This is a genomic window from Sphingomonas sp. P2_B6 (assembly GCF_056404755.1).
Map to the genome: position 1 here is coordinate 205,935 of NZ_JBFUDK010000003.1, position 20,307 is coordinate 226,241.

Annotated in this window: 22 protein-coding genes; 16 read left to right on the forward strand and 6 right to left on the reverse strand. The window is 66.7% G+C overall.

Going from position 1 to position 20,307, the window contains the following annotated elements; all coding sequences use genetic code 11:
- The first annotated feature begins 1 nt into the window (after position 1).
- From AC1DX5_RS05615 to AC1DX5_RS05660, 10 genes are all read left to right on the forward strand, one after another.
- Entirely contained in the window at positions 2-808 is an 807-nt protein-coding gene (locus AC1DX5_RS05615) for a hypothetical protein (protein ID WP_478014497.1), read from the forward strand.
- Positions 808-3,084, forward strand: a complete 2,277-nt coding sequence (locus AC1DX5_RS05620; RefSeq protein ID WP_478014498.1) for a hypothetical protein — start codon at positions 808-810, stop codon at positions 3,082-3,084. The genes AC1DX5_RS05615 and AC1DX5_RS05620 overlap by 1 nt, the downstream gene beginning before the upstream one ends.
- A gap of 9 nt (positions 3,085-3,093) precedes the next feature.
- Positions 3,094-3,534, forward strand: coding sequence for a hypothetical protein (locus AC1DX5_RS05625; RefSeq protein WP_478014499.1), 441 nt, complete (start codon positions 3,094-3,096; stop codon positions 3,532-3,534).
- Between the two features lie 48 nt (positions 3,535-3,582).
- A complete protein-coding gene (locus AC1DX5_RS05630; protein ID WP_478014500.1) occupies positions 3,583-5,181 on the forward strand; it encodes a hypothetical protein in 1,599 nt (532 codons plus the stop codon).
- A 10-nt stretch (positions 5,182-5,191) separates the two neighbouring features.
- Positions 5,192-7,303: an SGNH/GDSL hydrolase family protein gene (locus tag AC1DX5_RS05635; protein WP_478014501.1), complete on the forward strand. Its 2,112-nt coding sequence runs from the start codon at positions 5,192-5,194 to the stop codon at positions 7,301-7,303.
- Positions 7,304-7,313: 10 nt separating this feature from the next.
- Positions 7,314-7,622, forward strand: a complete 309-nt coding sequence (locus tag AC1DX5_RS05640; RefSeq protein WP_478014502.1) for a hypothetical protein — start codon at positions 7,314-7,316, stop codon at positions 7,620-7,622.
- A gap of 48 nt (positions 7,623-7,670) precedes the next feature.
- Positions 7,671-8,195: a hypothetical protein gene (locus AC1DX5_RS05645; protein ID WP_478014503.1), complete on the forward strand. Its 525-nt coding sequence runs from the start codon at positions 7,671-7,673 to the stop codon at positions 8,193-8,195.
- On the forward strand, positions 8,192-8,647 hold the full coding sequence (locus AC1DX5_RS05650; protein WP_478014504.1) for a D-Ala-D-Ala carboxypeptidase family metallohydrolase: 456 nt from the start codon (positions 8,192-8,194) through the stop codon (positions 8,645-8,647). Before AC1DX5_RS05645 ends, AC1DX5_RS05650 begins: the two co-directional genes overlap by 4 nt.
- On the forward strand, positions 8,644-8,949 hold the full coding sequence (locus AC1DX5_RS05655; protein WP_478014505.1) for a hypothetical protein: 306 nt from the start codon (positions 8,644-8,646) through the stop codon (positions 8,947-8,949). The genes AC1DX5_RS05650 and AC1DX5_RS05655 overlap by 4 nt, the downstream gene beginning before the upstream one ends.
- Before the next feature lie 64 nt (positions 8,950-9,013).
- Positions 9,014-9,262 carry a hypothetical protein gene (locus tag AC1DX5_RS05660; RefSeq protein WP_478014506.1) on the forward strand — a complete coding sequence of 83 codons (249 nt, stop codon included), beginning with the start codon at positions 9,014-9,016 and terminating at the stop codon, positions 9,260-9,262.
- Between the two features lie 76 nt (positions 9,263-9,338).
- Here the strand turns inward: AC1DX5_RS05660 and AC1DX5_RS05665 are convergent, their stop codons facing one another.
- From AC1DX5_RS05665 to AC1DX5_RS05675, 3 genes are all read right to left on the reverse strand, one after another.
- Complete coding sequence (locus tag AC1DX5_RS05665; protein WP_477044482.1) at positions 9,339-9,587, reverse strand: hypothetical protein; 249 nt, start codon at positions 9,585-9,587, stop codon at positions 9,339-9,341.
- Between the two features lie 4 nt (positions 9,588-9,591).
- Positions 9,592-9,960: a helix-turn-helix transcriptional regulator gene (locus AC1DX5_RS05670; protein WP_478014507.1), complete on the reverse strand. Its 369-nt coding sequence runs from the start codon at positions 9,958-9,960 to the stop codon at positions 9,592-9,594.
- Between the two features lie 100 nt (positions 9,961-10,060).
- Complete coding sequence (locus AC1DX5_RS05675; protein WP_478014508.1) at positions 10,061-10,360, reverse strand: type II toxin-antitoxin system RelE/ParE family toxin; 300 nt, start codon at positions 10,358-10,360, stop codon at positions 10,061-10,063.
- A gap of 146 nt (positions 10,361-10,506) precedes the next feature.
- On the opposite strand from AC1DX5_RS05675, the gene AC1DX5_RS05680 reads away from it, so the two are divergent.
- Positions 10,507-11,115 (forward strand): transcription elongation protein SprT, encoded by a 609-nt coding sequence (locus AC1DX5_RS05680; RefSeq protein ID WP_478014509.1) that lies wholly within the window; start codon positions 10,507-10,509, stop codon positions 11,113-11,115.
- Between the two features lies 1 nt (position 11,116).
- Positions 11,117-11,254 carry a hypothetical protein gene (locus tag AC1DX5_RS05685; RefSeq protein WP_478014510.1) on the forward strand — a complete coding sequence of 46 codons (138 nt, stop codon included), beginning with the start codon at positions 11,117-11,119 and terminating at the stop codon, positions 11,252-11,254.
- Between the two features lie 395 nt (positions 11,255-11,649).
- Here AC1DX5_RS05685 and AC1DX5_RS05690 read toward each other — a convergent pair whose 3' ends face one another.
- Entirely contained in the window at positions 11,650-12,324 is a 675-nt protein-coding gene (locus AC1DX5_RS05690) for an SOS response-associated peptidase (RefSeq protein ID WP_478014511.1), read from the reverse strand.
- Positions 12,325-12,427: 103 nt separating this feature from the next.
- On the opposite strand from AC1DX5_RS05690, the gene AC1DX5_RS05695 reads away from it, so the two are divergent.
- Positions 12,428-12,802, forward strand: a complete 375-nt coding sequence (locus AC1DX5_RS05695) for a hypothetical protein (RefSeq protein WP_478014512.1) — start codon at positions 12,428-12,430, stop codon at positions 12,800-12,802.
- Here the strand turns inward: AC1DX5_RS05695 and AC1DX5_RS05700 are convergent.
- Entirely contained in the window at positions 12,799-13,086 is a 288-nt protein-coding gene (locus AC1DX5_RS05700) for a hypothetical protein (RefSeq protein WP_478014513.1), read from the reverse strand. The genes AC1DX5_RS05695 and AC1DX5_RS05700 overlap by 4 nt on opposite strands.
- 223 nt (positions 13,087-13,309) lie before the next feature.
- Positions 13,310-13,990, reverse strand: a complete 681-nt coding sequence (locus AC1DX5_RS05705; RefSeq protein WP_465170945.1) for a LysR family substrate-binding domain-containing protein — start codon at positions 13,988-13,990, stop codon at positions 13,310-13,312.
- 161 nt (positions 13,991-14,151) lie between these two features.
- On the opposite strand from AC1DX5_RS05705, the gene AC1DX5_RS05710 reads away from it, so the two are divergent.
- The 3 genes from AC1DX5_RS05710 (at position 14,152) to AC1DX5_RS05720 (ending at position 20,174) form a co-directional block, all read left to right on the forward strand.
- Positions 14,152-18,147: a GAF domain-containing protein gene (locus tag AC1DX5_RS05710; protein ID WP_478014514.1), complete on the forward strand. Its 3,996-nt coding sequence runs from the start codon at positions 14,152-14,154 to the stop codon at positions 18,145-18,147.
- Complete coding sequence (locus AC1DX5_RS05715) at positions 18,144-18,935, forward strand: response regulator (protein WP_465170947.1); 792 nt, start codon at positions 18,144-18,146, stop codon at positions 18,933-18,935. The genes AC1DX5_RS05710 and AC1DX5_RS05715 overlap by 4 nt, the downstream gene beginning before the upstream one ends.
- A 636-nt stretch (positions 18,936-19,571) precedes the next feature.
- Positions 19,572-20,174 carry an outer membrane protein gene (locus AC1DX5_RS05720; RefSeq protein WP_478014515.1) on the forward strand — a complete coding sequence of 201 codons (603 nt, stop codon included), beginning with the start codon at positions 19,572-19,574 and terminating at the stop codon, positions 20,172-20,174.
- Positions 20,175-20,307 lie beyond the last annotated feature (133 nt).

Genomic DNA, 20,307 nt, shown 5'->3' on the forward strand with positions numbered 1-20,307 from the left:
GATGGCAAATGCGTGGATCATCAACCCGATGGCTGCTGTTGCGACCGACGCGGGCGCCACCAGCATTGGCGACAAGTCTTACGTCCTCAACGATTACGCCGGGGTCATCTGGGGCGCTGCGGGCGGCACGATGGGCGGGAGCGGTCCCTATTCGCACTATCTCGGGTTCGACATGGGGGCGGCCGTCACGATCGACACGATCGCCGTATTCGGCCTTCCCACGAACATCTCCTCAACCGCCGTGTTCTTCGTCGCGGGAAGCAACGACCCCAGTTTCAGTACCGGCGTGACGTTCAGCCCCACGGCGCCGCTCTATGCCGGGAGCATCTTCGGCCAGGGCCGCCCGGGCTGTGGCCTGTGGAGCTATCCCGGCTCGCTGCCCGCCGCGCGCTATTACCGGCTGTTCTGGCAGGGCGCAGCGCAGTTCGACCTGACGGTGAGCAGGATCGTCATCGGCCAGCGCCTCGTGCTGGAGCGCAACTTCAGCTTCGGCGCCGCCTTCGGTGTCCGCGATCTGGGCTCGCTCGATTTCTCCCGCCGCGCCGTCCTGATCAGGAATCGCGGCAAGAAGCTGCGCACTGTCGGCCTCACCTTCTCCAACATCCGCAAGGACGAAGTCGAAGCGGCGGTGAAGCCCTTGCTCGAGCAGATCGGCAATACCGAGATGGTCGCGCTCGTCACCGACCCTGCGGCCGACGCGCAGCGCCAGAACCGCATGTATTTCGGCCCATTGGTCGGCGACCTCTCGATGGTCTGGCGCAACGCCGCCGCCTGGGAGTCGAAGGCGAATATCGTGAGCAACTTCTGATGGCGGTGCGGTGCCAGATCGACGCGTGGGACCCTGTCGCCGCCGCTGCGGTCACGCTCCGCGCCGGCAGCGCCGACGACCCCGCCGTCTGCCATGTCGGCGGCCAGACCTGGTGGCCCGCGCTGGCGAAGCTGCCGACGCTGCGATACGACCTGTTCGACGGGAGTTTCGAGGCGCAGATATCGGCGCCGACATCGAACCTGTCGCTGCGCACCGAGCCATGGCCCAATATCGGCCGCTATTCGATGGCCGACGCCCGCCTGCAGCTTTGGACTGGTGGGCCCGACGCGCCGGGCGGCGCGTGGACGCTGCGGCTGGACGGCCGGGTGACCGAGCAGCCGAAGATTGCCGAAGGCGAGGCCGACACGCCGTTCGGCGTCGACGACAAGTGGCTCGATACCGCGCTGCTCACCCTCTATGCCGGCACCACCGGCGCCGAGGGCGGCGCCGACCTGAAGGGCCAGCCCAAGCCGCTCGCAATCGGCGCGCCGCGCTATGTGCCGGGCAAGCTGATCGACAGCGTCAATTCGGTGTATCAGGTCTCGGGCTATGGCAGCGTTCACGCGATCAACGTGGCGCTGGACAAGCTGGTGCGGTTTTCCGCGGCGGTCGCCGATTATCCGAGCTATGCGGCACTGGTCGCGGCGACCATCCCGGCCGGCAGCTGGGCGACCGCGAAGGCAGTCGGCATGGCGCGGTTCGGCGCGCCGCCCTACGGCCTGGTCAGTTTCCTGATGGAAGGCGACGACGGCACCGCCGACGGCTGGATCAGGAAGCCCGGGGAGATCATCCGGCGCCTGGCGCTGCTGTCGGGCGGCGCCGGCAAGATCGACGACGCTTCGCTCGACGCGCTCGACATCTCGCGGCCCTACAACCTGTCGCTCTATCTCGACCAGCAGACGACGGCGCGGCAGTTGATCCAGGGGCTGGCGGCGAGCGTCAACGCCGTCGCCGGCGTCTCCTGGCTCGGCAAACTGTTCGTGGTGCCGATCGACGCGCCGTCTTCTCCCTCGGTCACGTTGGCGGCCGACGGCACCAGCCTGCCGATGGTCAGCAAGGTCGAGCAGATCGGTGTTGCCGCGCCGTTCCGGAAGCTGGCGATCGGCGCCGAGCGCACCTGGGCGGTGCATAGCTTCAGCGACATCGCGTACACCGCGCCGATTGTCGAGCTCGGCCCCTATGACGACACCCTGACCTATCGCGACGGCAATATCGTCGAGATGCCCGACAAGTCGCGCTGGCTTTATATCTGGCCGACGCCGACCGCCGGCAATGATCCGGTGATCGGCAGCACCTATTGGAGATTCCTGAGCAGCGGCAGCATCACCCTGTTCACCTCGACCACGGCGCCCGTCGCCAACGCCATCGACGATCTTTGGACAAATCCGGTCACCGGCGCCGTGCTCCGGTGGGGCGGCGTGGCATGGGAGCCGATCTCCGATATCACCTCGCTCAATCAGCACGCGCTTGGCGATGCGCCCGACGTGCATGTGACCGCCAGCAATGCCGGCACGATCGATGCGGGCCAGTTGCCGCGGCAGGGCAGCATCGCGCGACTGCTCGGCGCGACCGATGTCAGCGACCTGACGACCTATTCCATTTCCGCGACAGGCGGGGTGACGATCACGATCGACAGCACGGGCGATCCCTTCCCCGGCACGTTCGAGATCGCCTCTCAGCCGCTGCCCGGCGAAACTACCGTGACCGTGCTTACCGACTATTTCGGCGTGCCGCTTACCAAGGTGTTCAAGATCCTGCGCGATGATGCCCCGCCACCGGCCGGGGGCGGAGGCGGCGGAGGCGGTGGAGGGGGCGCGGGACCGCCCGCCAGCACCAACTCCTTTGCGGCACCCGGGCTCAGCGGGTCCTATGTTTTGCTCGCGACGATCCCGGATGTCACGACGGGCACCGGCGGGACGGTGGACGTATCGGCCCCGGTCAACTTCAACGTCCAGAACTCTCAGGGCAGCATCGACCCGAGTTCCACGGACCCGGTCGACACGTTCCTCGATCTGCTCGTCGAATACACCACGAACGGCGGCAGCTCATGGTCGACCGCGAGCGGCGGACCGGATTACCAGACAGGCGGTCAGAAATATTACCAGATCGTGGTGCCCAAGGGGGCCGTCACGGTGCCGGGATCGACCAGCGCGACAAGGTCGATCACCGGCCTGGGCACCGGGACGACGGTTGGCGTCAGGATCAAGGGCGTCGCGTCCGGATCATCGCAGGGAATCAACGCGGTGTACGGCTCGGCGACCGCAACGCCATCTTAGGAGCAAGGCATGCCCTGGGCAGTGAAGATGCAAGATGGCACCACCGAATATCATGCGGAAGAGCCGACCTATCGCTCTGACAGCAACCGCGGCAATGGCCGCGCGCGGGGCACGAACCGGGTCGAGATACCGCGGCTCCCAGGACCCGACGAAGACTGGGATTTCGCGAGCGGGGCGTTCGTCACACCGGCGGAGCGGGCGGCGGAGCGCGTCAACCTGGAGCATATCTCGACGCACGGTCCTTATGCCCGCGCAGTCGCGCACGCTGTGAAGCTGATCGAGGCGCGCATGATCCTCGGCCTGCCGACGGCGATCGAGCTCGAGGCCGACGCCATCGGCTGCACCAGGGAAGAACTGGCCCAGGTCGTGATCGACCGGGCCGCCGAAACCGCCGCTGCGGAAGTCCAGCGCATCGTTGCGCGTCGGATCGCGCGGGGCCTGCCCGTCTAGAATCTCTCACCGGAGAATGTTTATGCTGATGACGCTGGAGTTTCGGCGATGAGCGCGCTTGCGTCGCGTTTCTCGGTCAACGGGGACTGCCGCTGCTATGCGGGCGAGGCCGTGACCGTCGAGCTGGCGTTCGACGACGGCGCCGGCGGCACGATCGACCTGTCGGGCCGGTCCTTTGCCTTCACCATCTACCGGACGACGGACCGCGAGCAACTGGTCAGCGTCGCGGGCGATATCCTGACCGATGGCGACGGCCATTTCGTGCGCTTCGTGATCGATGGGGAACAGACGGAAAGCCTTTGGGGCGCAGACCGGCTGCGCCTGGCACACGAGGTCGCCGAACTGACCGGCTCCGGGCGCGACATATGGATCGCGGGTAAGTTCGCCGTCGACCGGTCGCCGGGGAACGTCACGCCGGCGGCCGGCGACAGCGCAGCGCCATCGACCCGCTTCCTGTTCGACCAACGATTTCCGCGCCGCACGATCATCTCGGCGAAAGGCGCGCCGGGGTTTTCGGCAGCCCAGCTGGCGTTCGATGCGGGCCTTATCCCAGAGGCGACTGCCGAGGCGCTGGCGGATTATATCGGAGGCGCTGCGACCTACGCCCATACCGAAGGCGATTATGCGCACAATCAGGGCGACTATGCGAAGGCCCAGGGCGACAGCGTCGACGGAACGGTCGGATCGGCAATTGCCGATGCCCTGACGACGATCGGTCAAGCGCAGGATACCGCCGTCGGGGCGACCGAGGCGGGGGCGACCTTGGCCGCAGCGTCTGCGGAGGTGGCTGCGGAGATTGTCGCGTTCGTGGCGGCGGTGCTGATTTCGATGGGCCGCTATTATGCGACGCGGGCGGCCGGCGTTGCAGCGATCCCATCGGGCGAGTTGTTCACCTCGAACGAGGGCGGCGCCCTGATCGTCTATCAGCGCACGGCAACGACCCCGTTCTACACCGCCCTTACACAGGTGGGTTATTCGGGCGATGTCGGCGCCTCGCTGCTCACGGCGGCGGCGGGTGTGCTGCTTGGACGTTCCACGGCGGGCAACGGCGCGATCGAGCAGTTGACGCTCGCCGGGCTGCTCCGGCTGTCGGGCGGCGTGCTGACGGGCCTTCACGGCGTGCATGCCCCCTTTCCCGTCGCGAGCGGCGACTATGTCCAGCCCGTGATCAATGCCGGGGGCCTCAATACGATCGCCGCCGTCGCCAACCAGGTCTATTTCGTTCCGTTCCGTCCATGTCGCGACGTAACGATCGACCGGCTGGAGTGCGAGGTTGTCGGAGGCCTTGCCGCAGCGGCGATGTCGCTCGGAATTTATTCCGACAGCGGCGGCGTGCCGACGAGCCTGCTTGTCTCGTCGGCCGCGCCGGTCGACGCGTCGACCGCTGCTATCAAGAATGCGGCGGTCAGCCTTACGATGTCGAGGGGCACAACCTACTGGTTTGCGTGCCTGTGCAGCGACGCCTTCAACGTCCGCGCGGCAGCGCTCCCCGCCATGGCACACATGGGTTCGGCCGCCGGTTCGATGTTTAGCCTTACGTTCAAAACCTCCGCGCAGGCTTTTGGCGCGTTGCCCGCGTCGCCAGGCGCGATCGCCCTCGGCGCTGCTGCCAACTTCGCGCCGCTCGTCCGCGCCCGCATCGCCTGAAGGATCGGATATGCCCACAGCAGCAGATTACCTCATCCAGATGGCGGCGATGGTCAATAGCGCCGCAGCCTCGGCGTCGGGCCTGGGCAGTGCCCTGACCGTCGTCAACGACCTCAAGACCCAGACGGTCAATGCCGCAGCGGTGGCGGCGGACGGCGCGACCGGCGCCACCGAGGCCAAGGTGACCGCCACGACGGCCTCGGCGCTCGCGCAAGGATACGCGGCGATGGCGAACATTCTCGCCGCGCCGATGCGCCGCGATCTCGACATCGTCACCTATGACCGCGAGCAGTCGCTGATCACGCGCCCGAACCTGGTGCTGTCGGCCAATTACCATTGCTACGGCGACAGCACCGCATTCGGCGTCGGCTCGCCGCTGTCCTTCCCGGCGCAGCTCACCGCGATGGTCACCTCGGGCGGAACGATCGTCAATTCGGGCGTCGGCGGCACCACCAGTGCCCAGACGCTGACGACATACGGCGCCGCGTCCGCGACGGTGAAGGGGCAGAACCTGTTCCTCTTCACCGGCCTGAACGATCTGGGCGTGCTCAATGATCGGCAGTGGGCGACCGTCACGACAAAGGCCAATGTCACGGCGATCAAGGCGCTTCAGACGGGCGGCGCCAAATGCGCGATCTTTCTCCCCGGCCCGGTCGACGTGGCCGGCGCCGAAGGCTCGCGCTACGCGGCCGACGCCGAATATTATGCCCGCGAGATGCGGGCCGCCTTCGGCGCCGACGTCATCGACTATCGCCGTTACATGATCACCAAGGGCGGCACGCGGAACGGCCCGGACCTGTACCAGACTCGCGTGCTGCGCCAGCGACCGCTCACCCGGTTCGGCTCGAACGCCGTGTCTGACGTGATCCAGAACAATGCCCCTCCGCTCACCAATGCCGGAGCGCCGACCGGTATTCTGACCTATGACGACGGGCGAATCGTGTGGGACAGCGTCAACCGCACCTGGTATCGCCATCACGGCGCGAATGGCGCCGGCAGCACGCTCACTGCCGATCCCAAGCATCCCTCGCAATCGGGCTATGGCGACATCGCCGAGCTGGGCCGCGACTGGGCGCATGCCGTGGAAGGGACGGGCGCCCCGTTCACGCCGCCCGGCTATAAATTCCGGGCAGCGCTGGACATCGCCGCTGGCGGCCTGGTCGGCACCCTCGGCATGCGCGGCACCGCGATCAGGGCGGCGATCGTCGCCGGCAATTGGGACGGCGTCTTCACGATCGACCCGAGCGGCAACATCTACCGGTCCAACACCGGGGCGCTCGCGCCGCTGATCTATACGCTCTACGTCAAGCTGACGGCGGCGAACGGCTTCTCGCGGATCGAGGCGGTGGACATCTATATCGGACGTCCGTCGACCCAGACGACGCCGGTCAAGATGAACATCGGTGCGACCGGCTTCTCGATGTACGGCATGGAAGATCACGGCGTGCCGGACAGCGACGTCCTGTCGTTCGCCTTCTGGGTCAAGGTCGATAACCTCGCATCGGCGCCGTATCTCGCCAGCTGGACGGTCGGGAAGACCGGCTCTCAGGCAAAGATGACCATCCAGATCAGCGCCGGCGGGCTGTTGAAGATGACCGCCAATGACGCGGCCAACCAGCTTGTGCTCAACGCGACCAGCAAGGCCGTAGCGTTCGGTGGTACCGCACTTGTTCAAGGGCAGTGGACATGGGTCTGTGGCGCCTATGACCAGACCAACGGAACGATTGTTGGCTACTTCAATGACACGCCGCTCAGCTTTTCGGGCACCGGCTCGGCCTATACGCATGTGGCGGGGACGGTGCCCTTTTCCGACATGTCGCCCCTGTTCCTGACGACGCAGGAGCCGCGCGGGCTCAACCGGACCGGCGTCGGGACGTTGATCGGCGGCTTCGGGTTCGGCGCGATCTGGACGGACTATCACGACTGGGCAGTGCAGGCGCGGCGACGCGAGCTGTTCGACGCGACGTTCAACGCAACGATCGCCAGCACGACCGCCACCCTCAACAGCCACGCCGCGAAGATGGTGATCCAGGGCTATCCGGCCGACGTGATGTTCGGCGGCGACAATCCCCGGATCATCCTCACCCAGATGACCGCCAACGACCTGCTCACCCTTGCCTGAGGATATCGCGATGCCCGAGGAACTGACCACCGAAGAGACACTGAGCCTCGCCGAGATGGCACTGGAGAGCGCGGGCGCCGCGATCGACCAGCTCGCCGCGCAGGTCATCGCCCTGTCCGAGGAGAATGCGCAGCTGCGCCAGGCAGCGATCATCGCCAGCACGGCGGCGGGCAACCAGTCGCTGCGCGCGACGACGTTCGAGACGCAGCTGGTCGACGCCGGCCAGGCGCCCGCGCCGGATGTGCCGGCGGCGTTGAGCCTGCCTCCGGAGATCGCGGCCGCGCTGGTCGAGGCGGTGACGGGGGACAGCGCGCCGTAGGCGCGTCGATCGATCTCCAGCAATCCCCAGAACACCGGGAGCCCAGCCTTGATAAACCTGTCCAGCTTCTCCGGCGCTGCCGGCCGTGATCGCGCGCGCATCGCAATTGCCGCCGCCGCGCTGCTCCTCCTCACGGCGGCGGCACCGCCAGCACCGGGCAACCTGTTCGGCATCAACGGCCTTACGATCACAGGCGCGGGGACGTGGACCGGCGTGATGATGTTCGGCGGCTGGCTACTTCGAGAGTGGAGAGAGACGCGCAAGCTCAGCGCGGACGATCGCCTCGCGCGGCGCGAGGGATACGCGAAACAGGTGGAGAGCCTTCAGGTCGAGAACCGCAAGCTGCGCGGTGATCTGGCCGACCAGGAAGAGCGCCACACCGAATATCGGCACGCCTGCCAGCGCGAGACCGACCAGCTCCGCGCCGAAGTCCGCGGGCTCGAGGATGAAATCACCGGCCTGAAACGGAGGCTCGATTCGCAGGCATCGACGCTCGGCCGGGCGATGCTGGGCATGGATGCCCCGACGTCGGCCAGCAAGCTCCGCAGCGATGACGGAAAGGAACCACAATGAACCTCTCGCCCAACTTCACGCTCGAGGAGCTGACCGTGTCGGACACGGCCCGGAAGCTCGGTATCCCGAACACGCCGATCGCAGTCCACCTGACGAACATGAGGGTTTATCTGGCCCCCGGGTTGGAAGCGGTCCGCGCCCTCGTCAAAAAGCCGGTGCACGTCAATTCGGCGTACCGGAACCCCGAGGTCAACCGACGGGTCGGGGGAACGCCCACCTCGGCGCACCCAATGGGTTTCGCCGCCGATATCGTGGTCGACGGCATGACGGCCGAGGATCTCGCGCGGACGATCGCCGCGGCGATGAAGGCCCGCAAGTTGAAGATTGACCAGCTCATCCTGGAGAGCGGGCGAAAGGTCGTTCACGTCAGCTTCGACCCTCGCGCACGGGGCATGCGCGGGCATCAGCCCGGCGCGGCCGGCACGCCGATCAACTGGGGATATTACGCATGAAGCTTCCTATCGTCATCCGTCTGAGCATCGCCAAGCCTGATGGTCGCGGCTGGATCAGCCTCGCGTGCTTCGCCCTCGTCCTGATCATCCTGCTCATGATGTGGGCGGATCGGTCGCTGCTACGCGACGACTTCTTCAAGACGATCGCCACGGCGCTGATCATCACGGCGTGGCTCAATGGCCCGGTCGGCTGGGCATTCCAGGCAACGAAGAGTGGAGGCGAGCTGGCAACGCAAAATGCGGATCTCGTGCGCCGGCAGGCCGAGGCCAGCCCGCCGATCGGCGACGACGAGGCCAAATAGTTCCGGCCTAGCCGGAAGCGTGCCGCGCGCCCTCGCGGCAACCGCCCCATAAAGGAAACGTTATATGAGCGCTCTTTTCGTGCTTCCCATTCTCGCGGCTGTCGCACTCCTGTCCGGATGCGCGACCGATCGCCAGATCTCCGACTATGTGTGCTCGCACCAGATCAGCGTGCGCGCTTCGGCCGAGACCGCGATCCGCGCGGCTGCGTCGATCAAGGATCCTGTCGCACGCCAGGCTGCGATCGACACGGCCAACACGACGCTGGCACTTGCCGACGCCTGCCCGCCTATCGTGCTCTCAGCCGCGCCCTGACTGGTTCACAGGCGACGATGAACGGTGATGGCGTCCGGGGCTTGGCTCCGGACGCTATTTTTTTGTCCGTCGCAGATCAGGCGCCAGCCCGCGCCGCGTCGATCGAGCGCTTCCAGTGCTCCTGTTGCGAGCCGATCAGGTCGCCACAGGCGGCGATCATTTCGAACGTCGGCTCGCGCATCGCCGCGAGGACATCGTCGGCCTCGGTCGCGAAGGCCTGCCAGCGGGTCCATGTCCGGCCGGTGGCGGCGCCCTCGCCGATACAGACCTCGTCCGGGTCGCGCCCCTCGCGAGCGCACAGGACGCGGGCGATGCGTTCAATCATGGTGTCAGCCATCGGCGGCGACTGGTTCGGCACGCGGAATCCATTTTTTGTATGCCTCGCGCTTTTCGGCCTCCCGCTGTTTGTCATAGGCGGTCTGGTACGCGATCAGGAAGTCGGCGACCTCGTCGCGCATCAGCGCCCCCAGCTTGTACGCCAGATCGCGGCTCACATCGTATTTCCCGCTCAAGGTCACATGGAACCCGGCGCGATCGACGCCGAGGCGGCGGGCCGCTTCGGAGACGCTCAGCCCGTAGGCGGGCAGCAGCGTTTCCTTGATGAAGATGCCCGGATGCTTGTCGATCGGCGGCTGAGTCCGAACGAGCATCTCGACCGGATCGGTAATCTTGTATTGGCTCGTATCGCGCTTAGTCATGGGAGCACTCCTCTACCCTAGCAGATATAGAGCGCCGCTCTACACATGGCAACATAAAGTTGAGCGACACTCAACAAAAAGTTGAGGGGCGCTAGGCCCCTCAGTGGTAGTCCTCGTAATCCAGCACCGACACCGTCTGCTCCTTGATATCGACGAAGAAGGTCAGGCGGTAATTCCGGGTGACGGTCAGGCTCCACGTCCCCTTGCGGGCGCCCTTCAATTCATGGGCGCGCCACTGGGGAACAACGTGCAGCTGGACCGGGTCAGTCATCACGCGGATGGCGGTCAGCATTTCCGCGATCTTGCGAACTTCGATGGCCGTCAGGCCTGCGACCGACGTCAGTTCCTGATCCTCCACCAGAGCCTTGACCCGACGATCCCGAACCGAAGTGATTTCCATCTGATTGCCTCCGTTGCTGTTGAGCATCACTCTACAGATATGGAGGTGCGGGTCAAGGAAAATAGTTGAGCGCCGCTCTACATTTTCTTGTTGCAGAGTGTTGAGCGATGCTCTACACAATGAGCAACGGAAATGAGGAACGACCGATGCTCACTAAGACCCAGACCAGCAGCCGCTACGCCACCCGCGAAGAATGGTTGAACGCCTTTCTCGACGCCGCCCGCCCCCACTTCGAGCGGGTCGGCTACCCGCTCCCGAAGAAGGTCCGGGCCTCGATCGGCTTCCCGTCCGCCGGGATGCGCGGCCGGGCCATCGGCGAGTGCTGGGGCACCACCTCGTCAGGCGACGGTCATTTCGAGATCTTCCTGCGGCCGTCGCTGAACGCCGATACCCGCGTTGCCGACGTGCTGACCCATGAGGCCGTGCATGCCGCTGTCGGCCTCGCTGCCAAGCATGGCGGGGCGTTTAAACGCTGCGCCGTCGCCCTCGGCCTTGAAGGCAAGATGACCGCCACCGTTGCCGGCGCACGCTGGCGGGAATGGGCCCTCCCGATCCTCGCTGAGCTGGGGCCGATGCCGGGCGCTCCGCTGACCGAGTTCCACTCCGGCAAGCCGAAGCAGACCACCCGCATGCTCAAGTGCGTTTGCGACTGCTGCGGCTTCTCGTTCCGCACCACCCGGTCGCAGCTCGACGCGCACCCGGACGGCCTCGGCTGTCCGGTCCGCGAGTGCGACGGCTCGATTGGGGAGGCGTGATATGCGGCTGATTTTCACCCTGGGCCGTGGCGTCGAGTGCTGGCTGATCGACGGCGAATATTACGTCTATGGCGTTACGCGCGACCCGCGCGTCGTGCATTCCGAGGGTGCCGCGCGCTCGATCGCGGCGAGCGCGTGAGACGCGCGCCACGTATTGCACCCCGCCGATGTTCCGGCAATGTTCCGCCGATGTCACCCCGAGTCGCAGCCGATCCGAACGCCCCGGAGAACCGCCCGCTAGCCCAGCTGGTCGGTCACCACCTCGAAATCGCGACACGCTGCAAATGCTCGCGCGTCGTTGTTTTCACGCCCGAGAGCCTGATCTATCAGATGGGCCTCAAGGTGACGCTGCACATTGCCGCCGAGCGCCTGATTTGCCGGACCTGTAAGGAAAGGCCGGCGCTGCTGGTTAAGCGGGACTGGGGGACCGGAGAGGGCCGCGACAGGCGCCCCAACCCACCGCCGCTGCCGGAATGGGTCGTGCCATTGGTCCAGAGGGGTTGAGCGACGTGAGCGAGCATGTGGCGTTGAACGTCAAGGTGCCGGGTCGGGCGCGTCGCCGGTGACCGCTTCCTCGGCCGCAGGCATGCGGGTCGGGAACTCAGGCCCGCGCACCGTCATCTTCCGGGCCGGATAGGGGCGCTGCAGCTCCACGACGCCGGCATAGTCGCAGGTCATCCAGCGATCCCAATCGGCGTTGCGCAGAATCGTAACCATGGATTTCGGGTGGATCGGCGCGACCAACTCGTTCGGATCGCACGTCATCATCGCAAAGCCGTTGCCCTTGATCGTGCGCTGCCAGAAGCCGGCGACGGCGAAGATATGCTGATCGGCCGCCTGGAACCACATTTCGCCCTTGAGCGGCGGCTTGCCGTCGCCGAGGTCGATCTTGTCTTTCGTCCACTCGCAGAACTCGGTGAGCGGCACGAGGCATCGGTTCGCAGGATCGGACGCCAAGGCCCGCCATTGCGGCTTGTCGAGGTCCCGTACGTTGGTCATCGCCCAGCTTGCCTGCCCGCGCAGCACGTCCCAAGGCATCAGGTCGATGCCGCGGCCGCGTTCATCCTCGCGCACGACATAGGCGCGCTTGTTGGGCGCCAGGTCCTTCCAGTCGAACGTGTTTTCCAAGGGCCGCGGGGCCAGCCACTTCGCGCCGAAGCGCTCCCGGAGGGTTTCTGGATCGTGATCGAGGCGGGCGCGGTTGCACATGCCGACAAGGTGGCGCGCGCGATCGGTGGGCGCAAGGGTGACTCGACACGGGCGGTTTGTTCTCATATTGTTCTACCCATCGGCCGACTCGGAGTCATGGGAAATGAGTATCGATCCGCTCGCGGGCACCTGGTTCATCATCGACGAAGGCATCGCGTTCGACCGCGCCACGACGCCCCGCATTCAGCTGCTCGACGGCATGGTGCTGTGCCAGGAGGACGACAGTTCGGAGGGTGCCTATTCGATCGCCGGGGACGACGTGACGATCATGTTCGGCGTGCTGGACGGTGTGCGGTACGAGCTGCGCGCCCTGCAGGACGAAGGCGGTCCGCCTACGTCCGAGACAAAGATCCTGGCGGGCGACGCGATCGCGCTGTTCGAGGGAGAGGACATGGCCGACCCGGTCTCCCTCGTCCGCGATGGGCCGTGGCTTGTCGAATGGGAGCGCCAGGGCGACGCAAAAAGCGCCGCTGCCTAGGTGTCGAGACCGCGATATTCCAGTTCGAGCGCCAGTCGATCGGCCTCTGCGTCGCCGGGTTCGCCGTCCGTCTTCTGGTAAGCGGTCCATAGCTCGGCATCGGTCAGCAGGATGACGCGCATGCGCCGGCATTGCTCCTCGAGCTCTTCGGCATCGGCGATCCTGCCCTCGGAGCGGCGGACCTCGATCGTCTGGCATATGTCCGCAATGTGGCTGGGCCCATGCTCAGCGAGCAGCGCCCGATCCTGTTCCCAGAGCTGGTCGACGGTCGGCTGATCGCTCATCTATCTTCCCCTGCGCGACGTGCAGATGCACTCTCGCACGATCGCTGTTGCCCGCTCAAGGGTCGCGAGGAAGCATTCCGACAATCAAGCCAAGCCATTGATAGGCGGAAGGCGCACAAATCGAGAATCTGTCGGAACACGCGTTGAATCATAAGGCCCGCAAGCGGACTTTTAATCTGTAGGTCTCGGGTTCGAATCCCGACGGGCCCACCACCATCCGGCGCTAGCGCGCAATGAACGGCCCGGCGCGCGCCTTCAGGCTGGCGATCAGGCCGGCCAGCGGCTCGGCCGGGTCCTCCTGGATCCAATAGGCCCGCACCGGGAACAGCGCGCCGACCGCATCGACCGGCCGCACCACCAGCCCGTCGCCCAGCAATTCCTCATGGCTGCCGCTGATCAGCGCGATACCCTCGCCCTGGGCGACGCGGGCGAGGATCCGGGGCGGACCGAGATCGATGATCGTCGTGTTCAGCGCTGGCCCGATCGGCAGGATTCGCTGGGCCAGGAACCGGTGCATGTCGCCGCCGAACTGCTGCTGCGAGGTCAGGAAGATCTCGTCGCGCAGATCGGCCGGCCTGACCGTCGCCGAAGCGGCCAGCCGGTGGCCGGGCGGCATCGCCACCAGCACCCGGTCGTGCCACAGGCCGATCGAATGCGTGTAGGGCTCTGGCTTGCCCGGCAGCACCGCGAGCGACAGGTTGCCGTTCCGGAGCGCCGGCAGCAGCGCGCCGCGCTGCATTTCGTGCACGCCGATGTCGACGTCCGGCCGGCTGCGCGAAAAAACCAGCAGCTCGTCGGCCAGCCGGTCGCGGCAGATCGACGCAAAACACCCCACGGCGAGATTTCGAAGGGATTCTCCGCCCTTTGGTGCATTGATGCCGGAGCCGGCGGATACACTTTCCATGGCATTAATCCTGCGCGATCCAGCAGCTTAACGGCTGCGGCTTGCGACGAATGCGACGAAGCTGCGACGAATCCGACATTGCCCGCGACCGGGCTGCAGGCCCGCTCTTCTGCAAAGCACCGGAATGGCGCTATCATGTCGGACAAGAGGGGCAGAGCAGCATGCAGGACAGACCCGGCACCGACGCCATTCGCGACCGCTATCCGGCCGACACGCTGTCGCAGCTGCGCGCCGTCGCCGAGCTGCGCGAAAGCGAAGAGCAGTTCCGCATGCTCGCGGAGAATCTGCCCGGCCTGTGCTGGGTCGGCGACGAGAATGGCGTGCTGCGCTGGGCCAACAGCCAGTGGTACGAGATGTTCGGCGGGACCAGCGCTGAGCAGGGCGACCCGAGCGGGATCTGCCATCCCGACGATCTGCCGCTCGCGCTGAAGACCTGGAAACAGTCCTGGGATGCGGGCGAGACCTCGACCGTGGTGCTGCGCATGCTCTGCCCCGACGGTTCCTACCGTCCCTTCCTCAGCAAGGCCGTCCCGATCCGCGACTCGAGCGGCACCGTCGTGCGCTGGTGCGGGGTGCAGATCGATTTCAGCGACAAGCAGGCGCACGACCGGCGCCAGGCGGTGCTGCGCACTTTTCACGACCAGTCGCGCGACCTGAGCAATGCCGACGCGATCCTGACCGGCCTGTCGCGCATCCTGGCCGAGCATCTCGGCATCCCGCACATGCTCTATGGCGAGACCGAGGGTGGCGACGCGGACACGCTCGACGTGTTCCACGCGATGGGCGGCGTGCCCCAGCGCGGCGCCGCCGACCGGTTCGGGCTGAACAAGGCCTTTGCCAGCCTTGCCGAGCGTTATGACTGGAACGAGAGCCGGGTCGTCGAGGACAATCACCTGCTCGGCCGCTCGGCGGAGGACCCGGTGCAGCGCGCCGCCGACCTGATGGGCGTGCGGTCCAGCATCAACGTACCGATCGTGAAGGAAGGCCGGCCCGTCGCCATGCTGGCGGTGCTCGACACCGCGGTCCGCATCTGGACTCGCGACGAGATCGAATTGTGCGAGGAGCTGGCCGAGCGGGTCTGGGCAACCCTGTCCCGCGCGCGCGCCGAGACGGCGCTGCAGGAGCGTGAGCGCAACCAGGCCTTTCTGCTCGCCTGGAGCGACAGGGTGCGCGGCCAGGCCTCGCCCGACGCGATCATGCAGACCACCCTGGAGGCACTCGGCCGTCATCTCGGCGTCACCCGCGCGACCTTTTCCGAAAGCGACGACAGCGGCCGCGTCTTCCATATCCAGGGCGAATGGCGCGCCGACGTGATCAGCATCGCCGGCGGCAGCTTCTCGCTCGACGATGTGGGCGACATGGTGGAGCAGGAATGGATCGCGGGCGCGATCGTGCGCTATGACGATATCGTCACCGATCCGCGCATCGAGCAAGGGCGCGTGCCCGCCTATCTCGCCACCGAAATCCAGGCCTTCGTCAGCATTCCGCTGGTCGAGAACGGCAAGGTCCGCTCCGCCCTCTCGGTACAGAACAACGCCCCGCGCCACTGGCGCGACAGTGAGATCCAGCTGTTGCGCGACGTCGCCGAGCGCGTCTGGGTGATGCTCGAACGCGCCCGCGCCGAAGCCGAGCTGCTCGAACGCGAACGCCACCAGGCCTTTCTGATCGACTGGAGCGACAGGATTCGCGGCGAGGCCTCGCCCGACGCGATCATCGCGACCACGCTCGAATGGCTGGGCGGGCATCTCGGCGCCACCCGCACCACCTATGCCGAATGCGACCCGACGGGAAAGATGTTCACCGTGACGGGGGAGTGGCGACACGCCGTCTCCAGCATCCGCGGCAACAGCTTCCTGCTGCAGAGCGTCGGCGCCGCGGTCGACCGCGAATGGACCGCCGGCGAGATCATCCGCTACGAGGATGTCGCGAACGACCCGCGGCTCGAGCCGGCCGCGGTCGCGCGCTATCTCGGCGCCGATATCCGGGCCTTTGTCAGCGCGCCGCTGGTGCAGGGCGGCCGCATGCGATCCGCCCTGTCGGTGCAGCACAAGGAAGCACGGCGCTGGCATGACGGCGAGATCCAGCTGATCTGCGACATCGCGGAGCGCACCTGGGTCGCGCTCGAACGCGCCCATGCCCAGGCCGCGCTGCAGGAACGCGAGCGCAACCAGGCGTTCCTGCTGTCCTGGAACGACCGGATCCGCCAGCATACCAACGCGCGCGACATCCTGGCGGAGACGCTCGCGGCGCTGGGCGAGCATCTCGGCGCGATGCGCACCAATTTCGCCGAGGCCGAAGACGACGGCGCCTCGCTGTGCGTGCTCCAGGAATGGACCACCGGCCTGCCCAGCATCGTCAACCAGCGCTACCCTTCCGCCGCGCTCGGCACGAAGCTGGCCGCGGCGCATATGAGCGGCCTGCCGGTCCGGGTGAACGACGTCGCGACCGACCCGCGGTTCGACGAGCAGAACCGGCCGCTGTTCGACTCGCTGCAGATCGCGGCGGTGCTGACCCTGCCGATGATGCGGGCGGGCGTGATCGTGGCGGTGCTCTCGGTGCAGCAGGACAGGCCCCGGATCTGGACCGACAGCGAAGTCGACCTGGTCCGCGATCTCGCAGACCGCACGCTCGCCGTGCTGGAACGCGCCCATTCGGAAGAACGGCTCGCCGAAAGCGAGGCGCAGCTCTCCGCCTTTCTCGAAAACGCGCCGGTCGCAATGCACCTGAAGAATGGCGAGGGGCGCTATATCCGGGTCAATCCCGAATTCGCCAAGGCGCTCGGCCGCAGCCCGGAGGAGCTGTACGGCGCGCATACCGACGAGATCTTCCCGGCGGATATCACCGCCGAGTTGAACCGGCTGGAGCAACTTGCCCAGGACGGCCAGGTCGCCAGCGCCGAGATCGCGCTCACCGGCATGGGCGACATCGCCCATGTCCTGTCGATGGTCTTCCCGATCACTGGCGCCGGGGTCGCGCGCACCGGCGGCTTCACCCTCGACCTGACCGAGCGCAAGCGCGCCGAGGCGGACCTGGCCCGCTCGCGCGAGGCACTCTACCAGACCGAGAAACTGTCGGCGCTCGGCTCGCTGCTCGCCGGGGTCAGTCACGAACTCAACAACCCGCTGTCGATCGTCGTCGCCCAGGCGGTGATGATGGAGCGCCAGTCGCGCGGCGGCGAACTCGCCGAGCGCGCGCAGAAGATTCGCCGCGCCGCCGATCGCTGCGCCCGCATCGTCCAGACCTTCCTCGCCATGGCGCGCCAGAAACGGCCCGAGCGCGAGCCGGTCGATCTCAACGCGGTGGCCAATGCCGCCTATGACCTTGCCGAATATGGCCTGCGCAACGACGGCATCGCCGCTACCCGCGATCTTGCCCCCGCTTTGCCCAACATCTCGGCGGATTCGGACCAGCTCCACCAGATCATCATCAACCTGATCGTCAATGCGCAACAGGCTCTGGTCGAGGCCGGCGTGCCCGACCGCGCGCTGACCGTGCGCACCAGGATCGGCCACGAGCCGGGCACCGTCATCCTCGACGTCGCCGACAATGGCCCGGGTATTCCGGAAGAGGCGCGCCGCCGCATCTTCGAGCCCTTCTTCACCACCAAGCCGCAGGGCCAGGGCACCGGCGTCGGCCTGTCCTTCTCGCAAGGCCTGGCCGAGGCGCATGGCGGCCGGCTCGAGCTGGTGCCCGCCGCGCGCGGCGCCTGTTTCCGCCTGACCCTGCCGATCGACGCCGAGCGCGCCCAGCCGGCCGTCGCGGAGGAGCCCGCGCCCGAAGTCGAGGCCCCGGCACGCAAGGCCCTGGTCGTCGACGACGAGCTCGAAATCGCCGAATCGCTCGCCGACTTCCTGTCGATCGAGGGCTTTGCCTGCGACATCGCCGTCGGCGGCCGCGCGGCGCAGGAAAAGCTCGCCACGGGATATTATGATCTCGTGATCAGCGACCTGCGCATGCCCGGCATCGACGGGCCGCAGCTCCATGCCTGGATTGCGGCCGAGCGGCCCGACCTGCTCGACCGCGTCGCCTTCGCCACCGGCGATACATTGGGCGTCGCGGCCGCCCGGTTCCTCGAGGAGGTCAAGCGTCCCGTCCTCGAAAAGCCCTTCATGCCCGATGCGGTGCACCGGTTCCTCAAGCAGATGGATCTCGCATGACCACCCCAGCCAATCCGCACATTGTTGTCGTCGACGACGAGGAAGACCTGCGCGAGCCGGTCGCCGCCTATCTGCGCGAGCAGGGCATGGACGTGGACGAGGCCGGCGGCGGCGCCGATCTCGATATCATCCTCGGGCGCGGCATGCCGACGCTCGTTGTGCTCGACGTGACCATGCCCGACGAGGACGGCTTCAGCATCGCGCGCCGGCTGCGCGCGCTGAACCCGACCATCGGCATCGTCATGCTCACCGCGCGCCGCGACGTGATCGACCGCGTCGTCGGGCTGGAGCTGGGCGCCGACGATTATATCATGAAGCCGTTCGAGCCGCGCGAGCTGCTGGCGCGCATCCGCTCGGTGTTGCGGCGGCTGGCCGCGACTGCCCCGGCCGAAACGCCGGTCGCCGGCGTCGCCGACAATGACGACGAGGCGGACGATTCCGCGCCCGCGCCACGCGGCGCCTATCAGGAGGAATTCTGGATCCCCACCTCGCGCGGCGAGATTCGCGTGCCGGTGGAGTCGATCGAGTGGATCGAGGCGGCCAAGGACTATGCGCTGCTCCATACGCCGGAACGCAGCCACATGATCCGCATCACCATGGGCGCGCTCGAACAGGGGCTGGATCCGGCGCACATGATCCGGGTCCACCGCTCCGCCTTTGTCCGGCCGGGCTCGGTGCTGCGGATCAGCGCGATCGGGCGGCACATGGTGCTCGAGCTGAAATCGGGCGCCGTCGTCCGCGTCGGCCCGCGCCACTGGGGCGAAGTGCGGCACCGGTTGAAGGCGTAGCCGGATCGCCATCAGGCGGCCGGCTTCGACAGGCCGCGAGGAGATTCACGCGAAGACGCGAAGAAGGTGCGCGAGAGGTGAACCGTACGGCTCCCACGGCCGCGGGTTGACCCATTTCTCCGGCGATCGGGCGAGCTGCCCGCCCCAAAGCCCCTTCGCGTCTTCGCGTGAATCCTCTTCTTGCCCGCTCTACGGCGCCATGCCGCACCGCAACAGGTTGGTCGCACCCCCGTCGCAACGTTGCGGACAATGAAAGGCGAATGCGTCAGACAGGCTGCCGTACCGTCTAACCAAGCCCCCCCGGCGATGACGGTACGCAGCGTTCGCCTTTGCCCCTCACTGGCGGCGCCGGCATCGGCCATCCGGACCATGGGTTCGGGTGGTCGATTTGCGTTGGGGCCCGGTTCCTTCCCTTTTTCTCGCCGACGGCAGCCGCGCGCCCCGGCAACAAGGGGCGATAAGCCCGTTTCGGTATCATTCGTCGGGCCACCGGCCATGCTCGACGACGATTCGTCGCACCGGTCGCGCGGCAGGTTCATTGCGCAACCGTTCCCGTTAGCGGCCCTCAGCGCGGCCAATCCAGGCCGCCGACGTCACCCGGCAAAGGACCGGGGAATATTCAAGGAAAGACTAGTAATGCGTACCACTCTCTTCGTTCTTGCTCTCGCCGCCGCGCTCGCGGCTACTCCTGCCTGCGCGCAGGATGAGGCGCACAGCTTCACCGGTCCCCGCGTCGAAGCAACCTTCGGCTATGAGTCGACTCACGCCGATGTCGGCGTTCCGTCCGATCAGGACAGTGTCGACGGCCTGCGGATCGGCGGCGCGATCGGCTATGATCTGCCGATCGGCTCCCGCTTCACGATCGGCGCCGAGGCCGGCATCGGCTGGCAGGTTTCGGGCAGCGCCGACGCGTCGATCGGCACCACCAATTTTCACCTGACCACCGGCCGCGACATCGACGTGTCGATGCGCCTGGGCGCCAAGGTCGCGCCGAGCACCTTGCTCTATGTCAAGGCGGGCTATGCCAACAGCCAGTTCCGCCTGCGCACCACGCTTGGCGGCACCACCGGCAACACCGTCTCCACGGTGAGCACCAATGAAGATGGCTACCGCATCGGTGCCGGCGTCGAGCAGATGCTCGGCGACCATCTCTATGCCAAGGCCGAATATCGCTACAGCGACTATGGCGACGATGTTTCGCGTCACCAGGTCCTGCTCGGCGCGGGCTATCGTTTCTGAACGACCCCCGCCTTTCCACTCACCGCAAAAGGGCAGCGCCGGTCGTCCGGCGCTGCCCCGCGCGCAGGAGACATCCCGTGAAGCAGATCATGCCCGTCATCCTCGCCAGCTTTCCCCTCGTCATCATGATCGG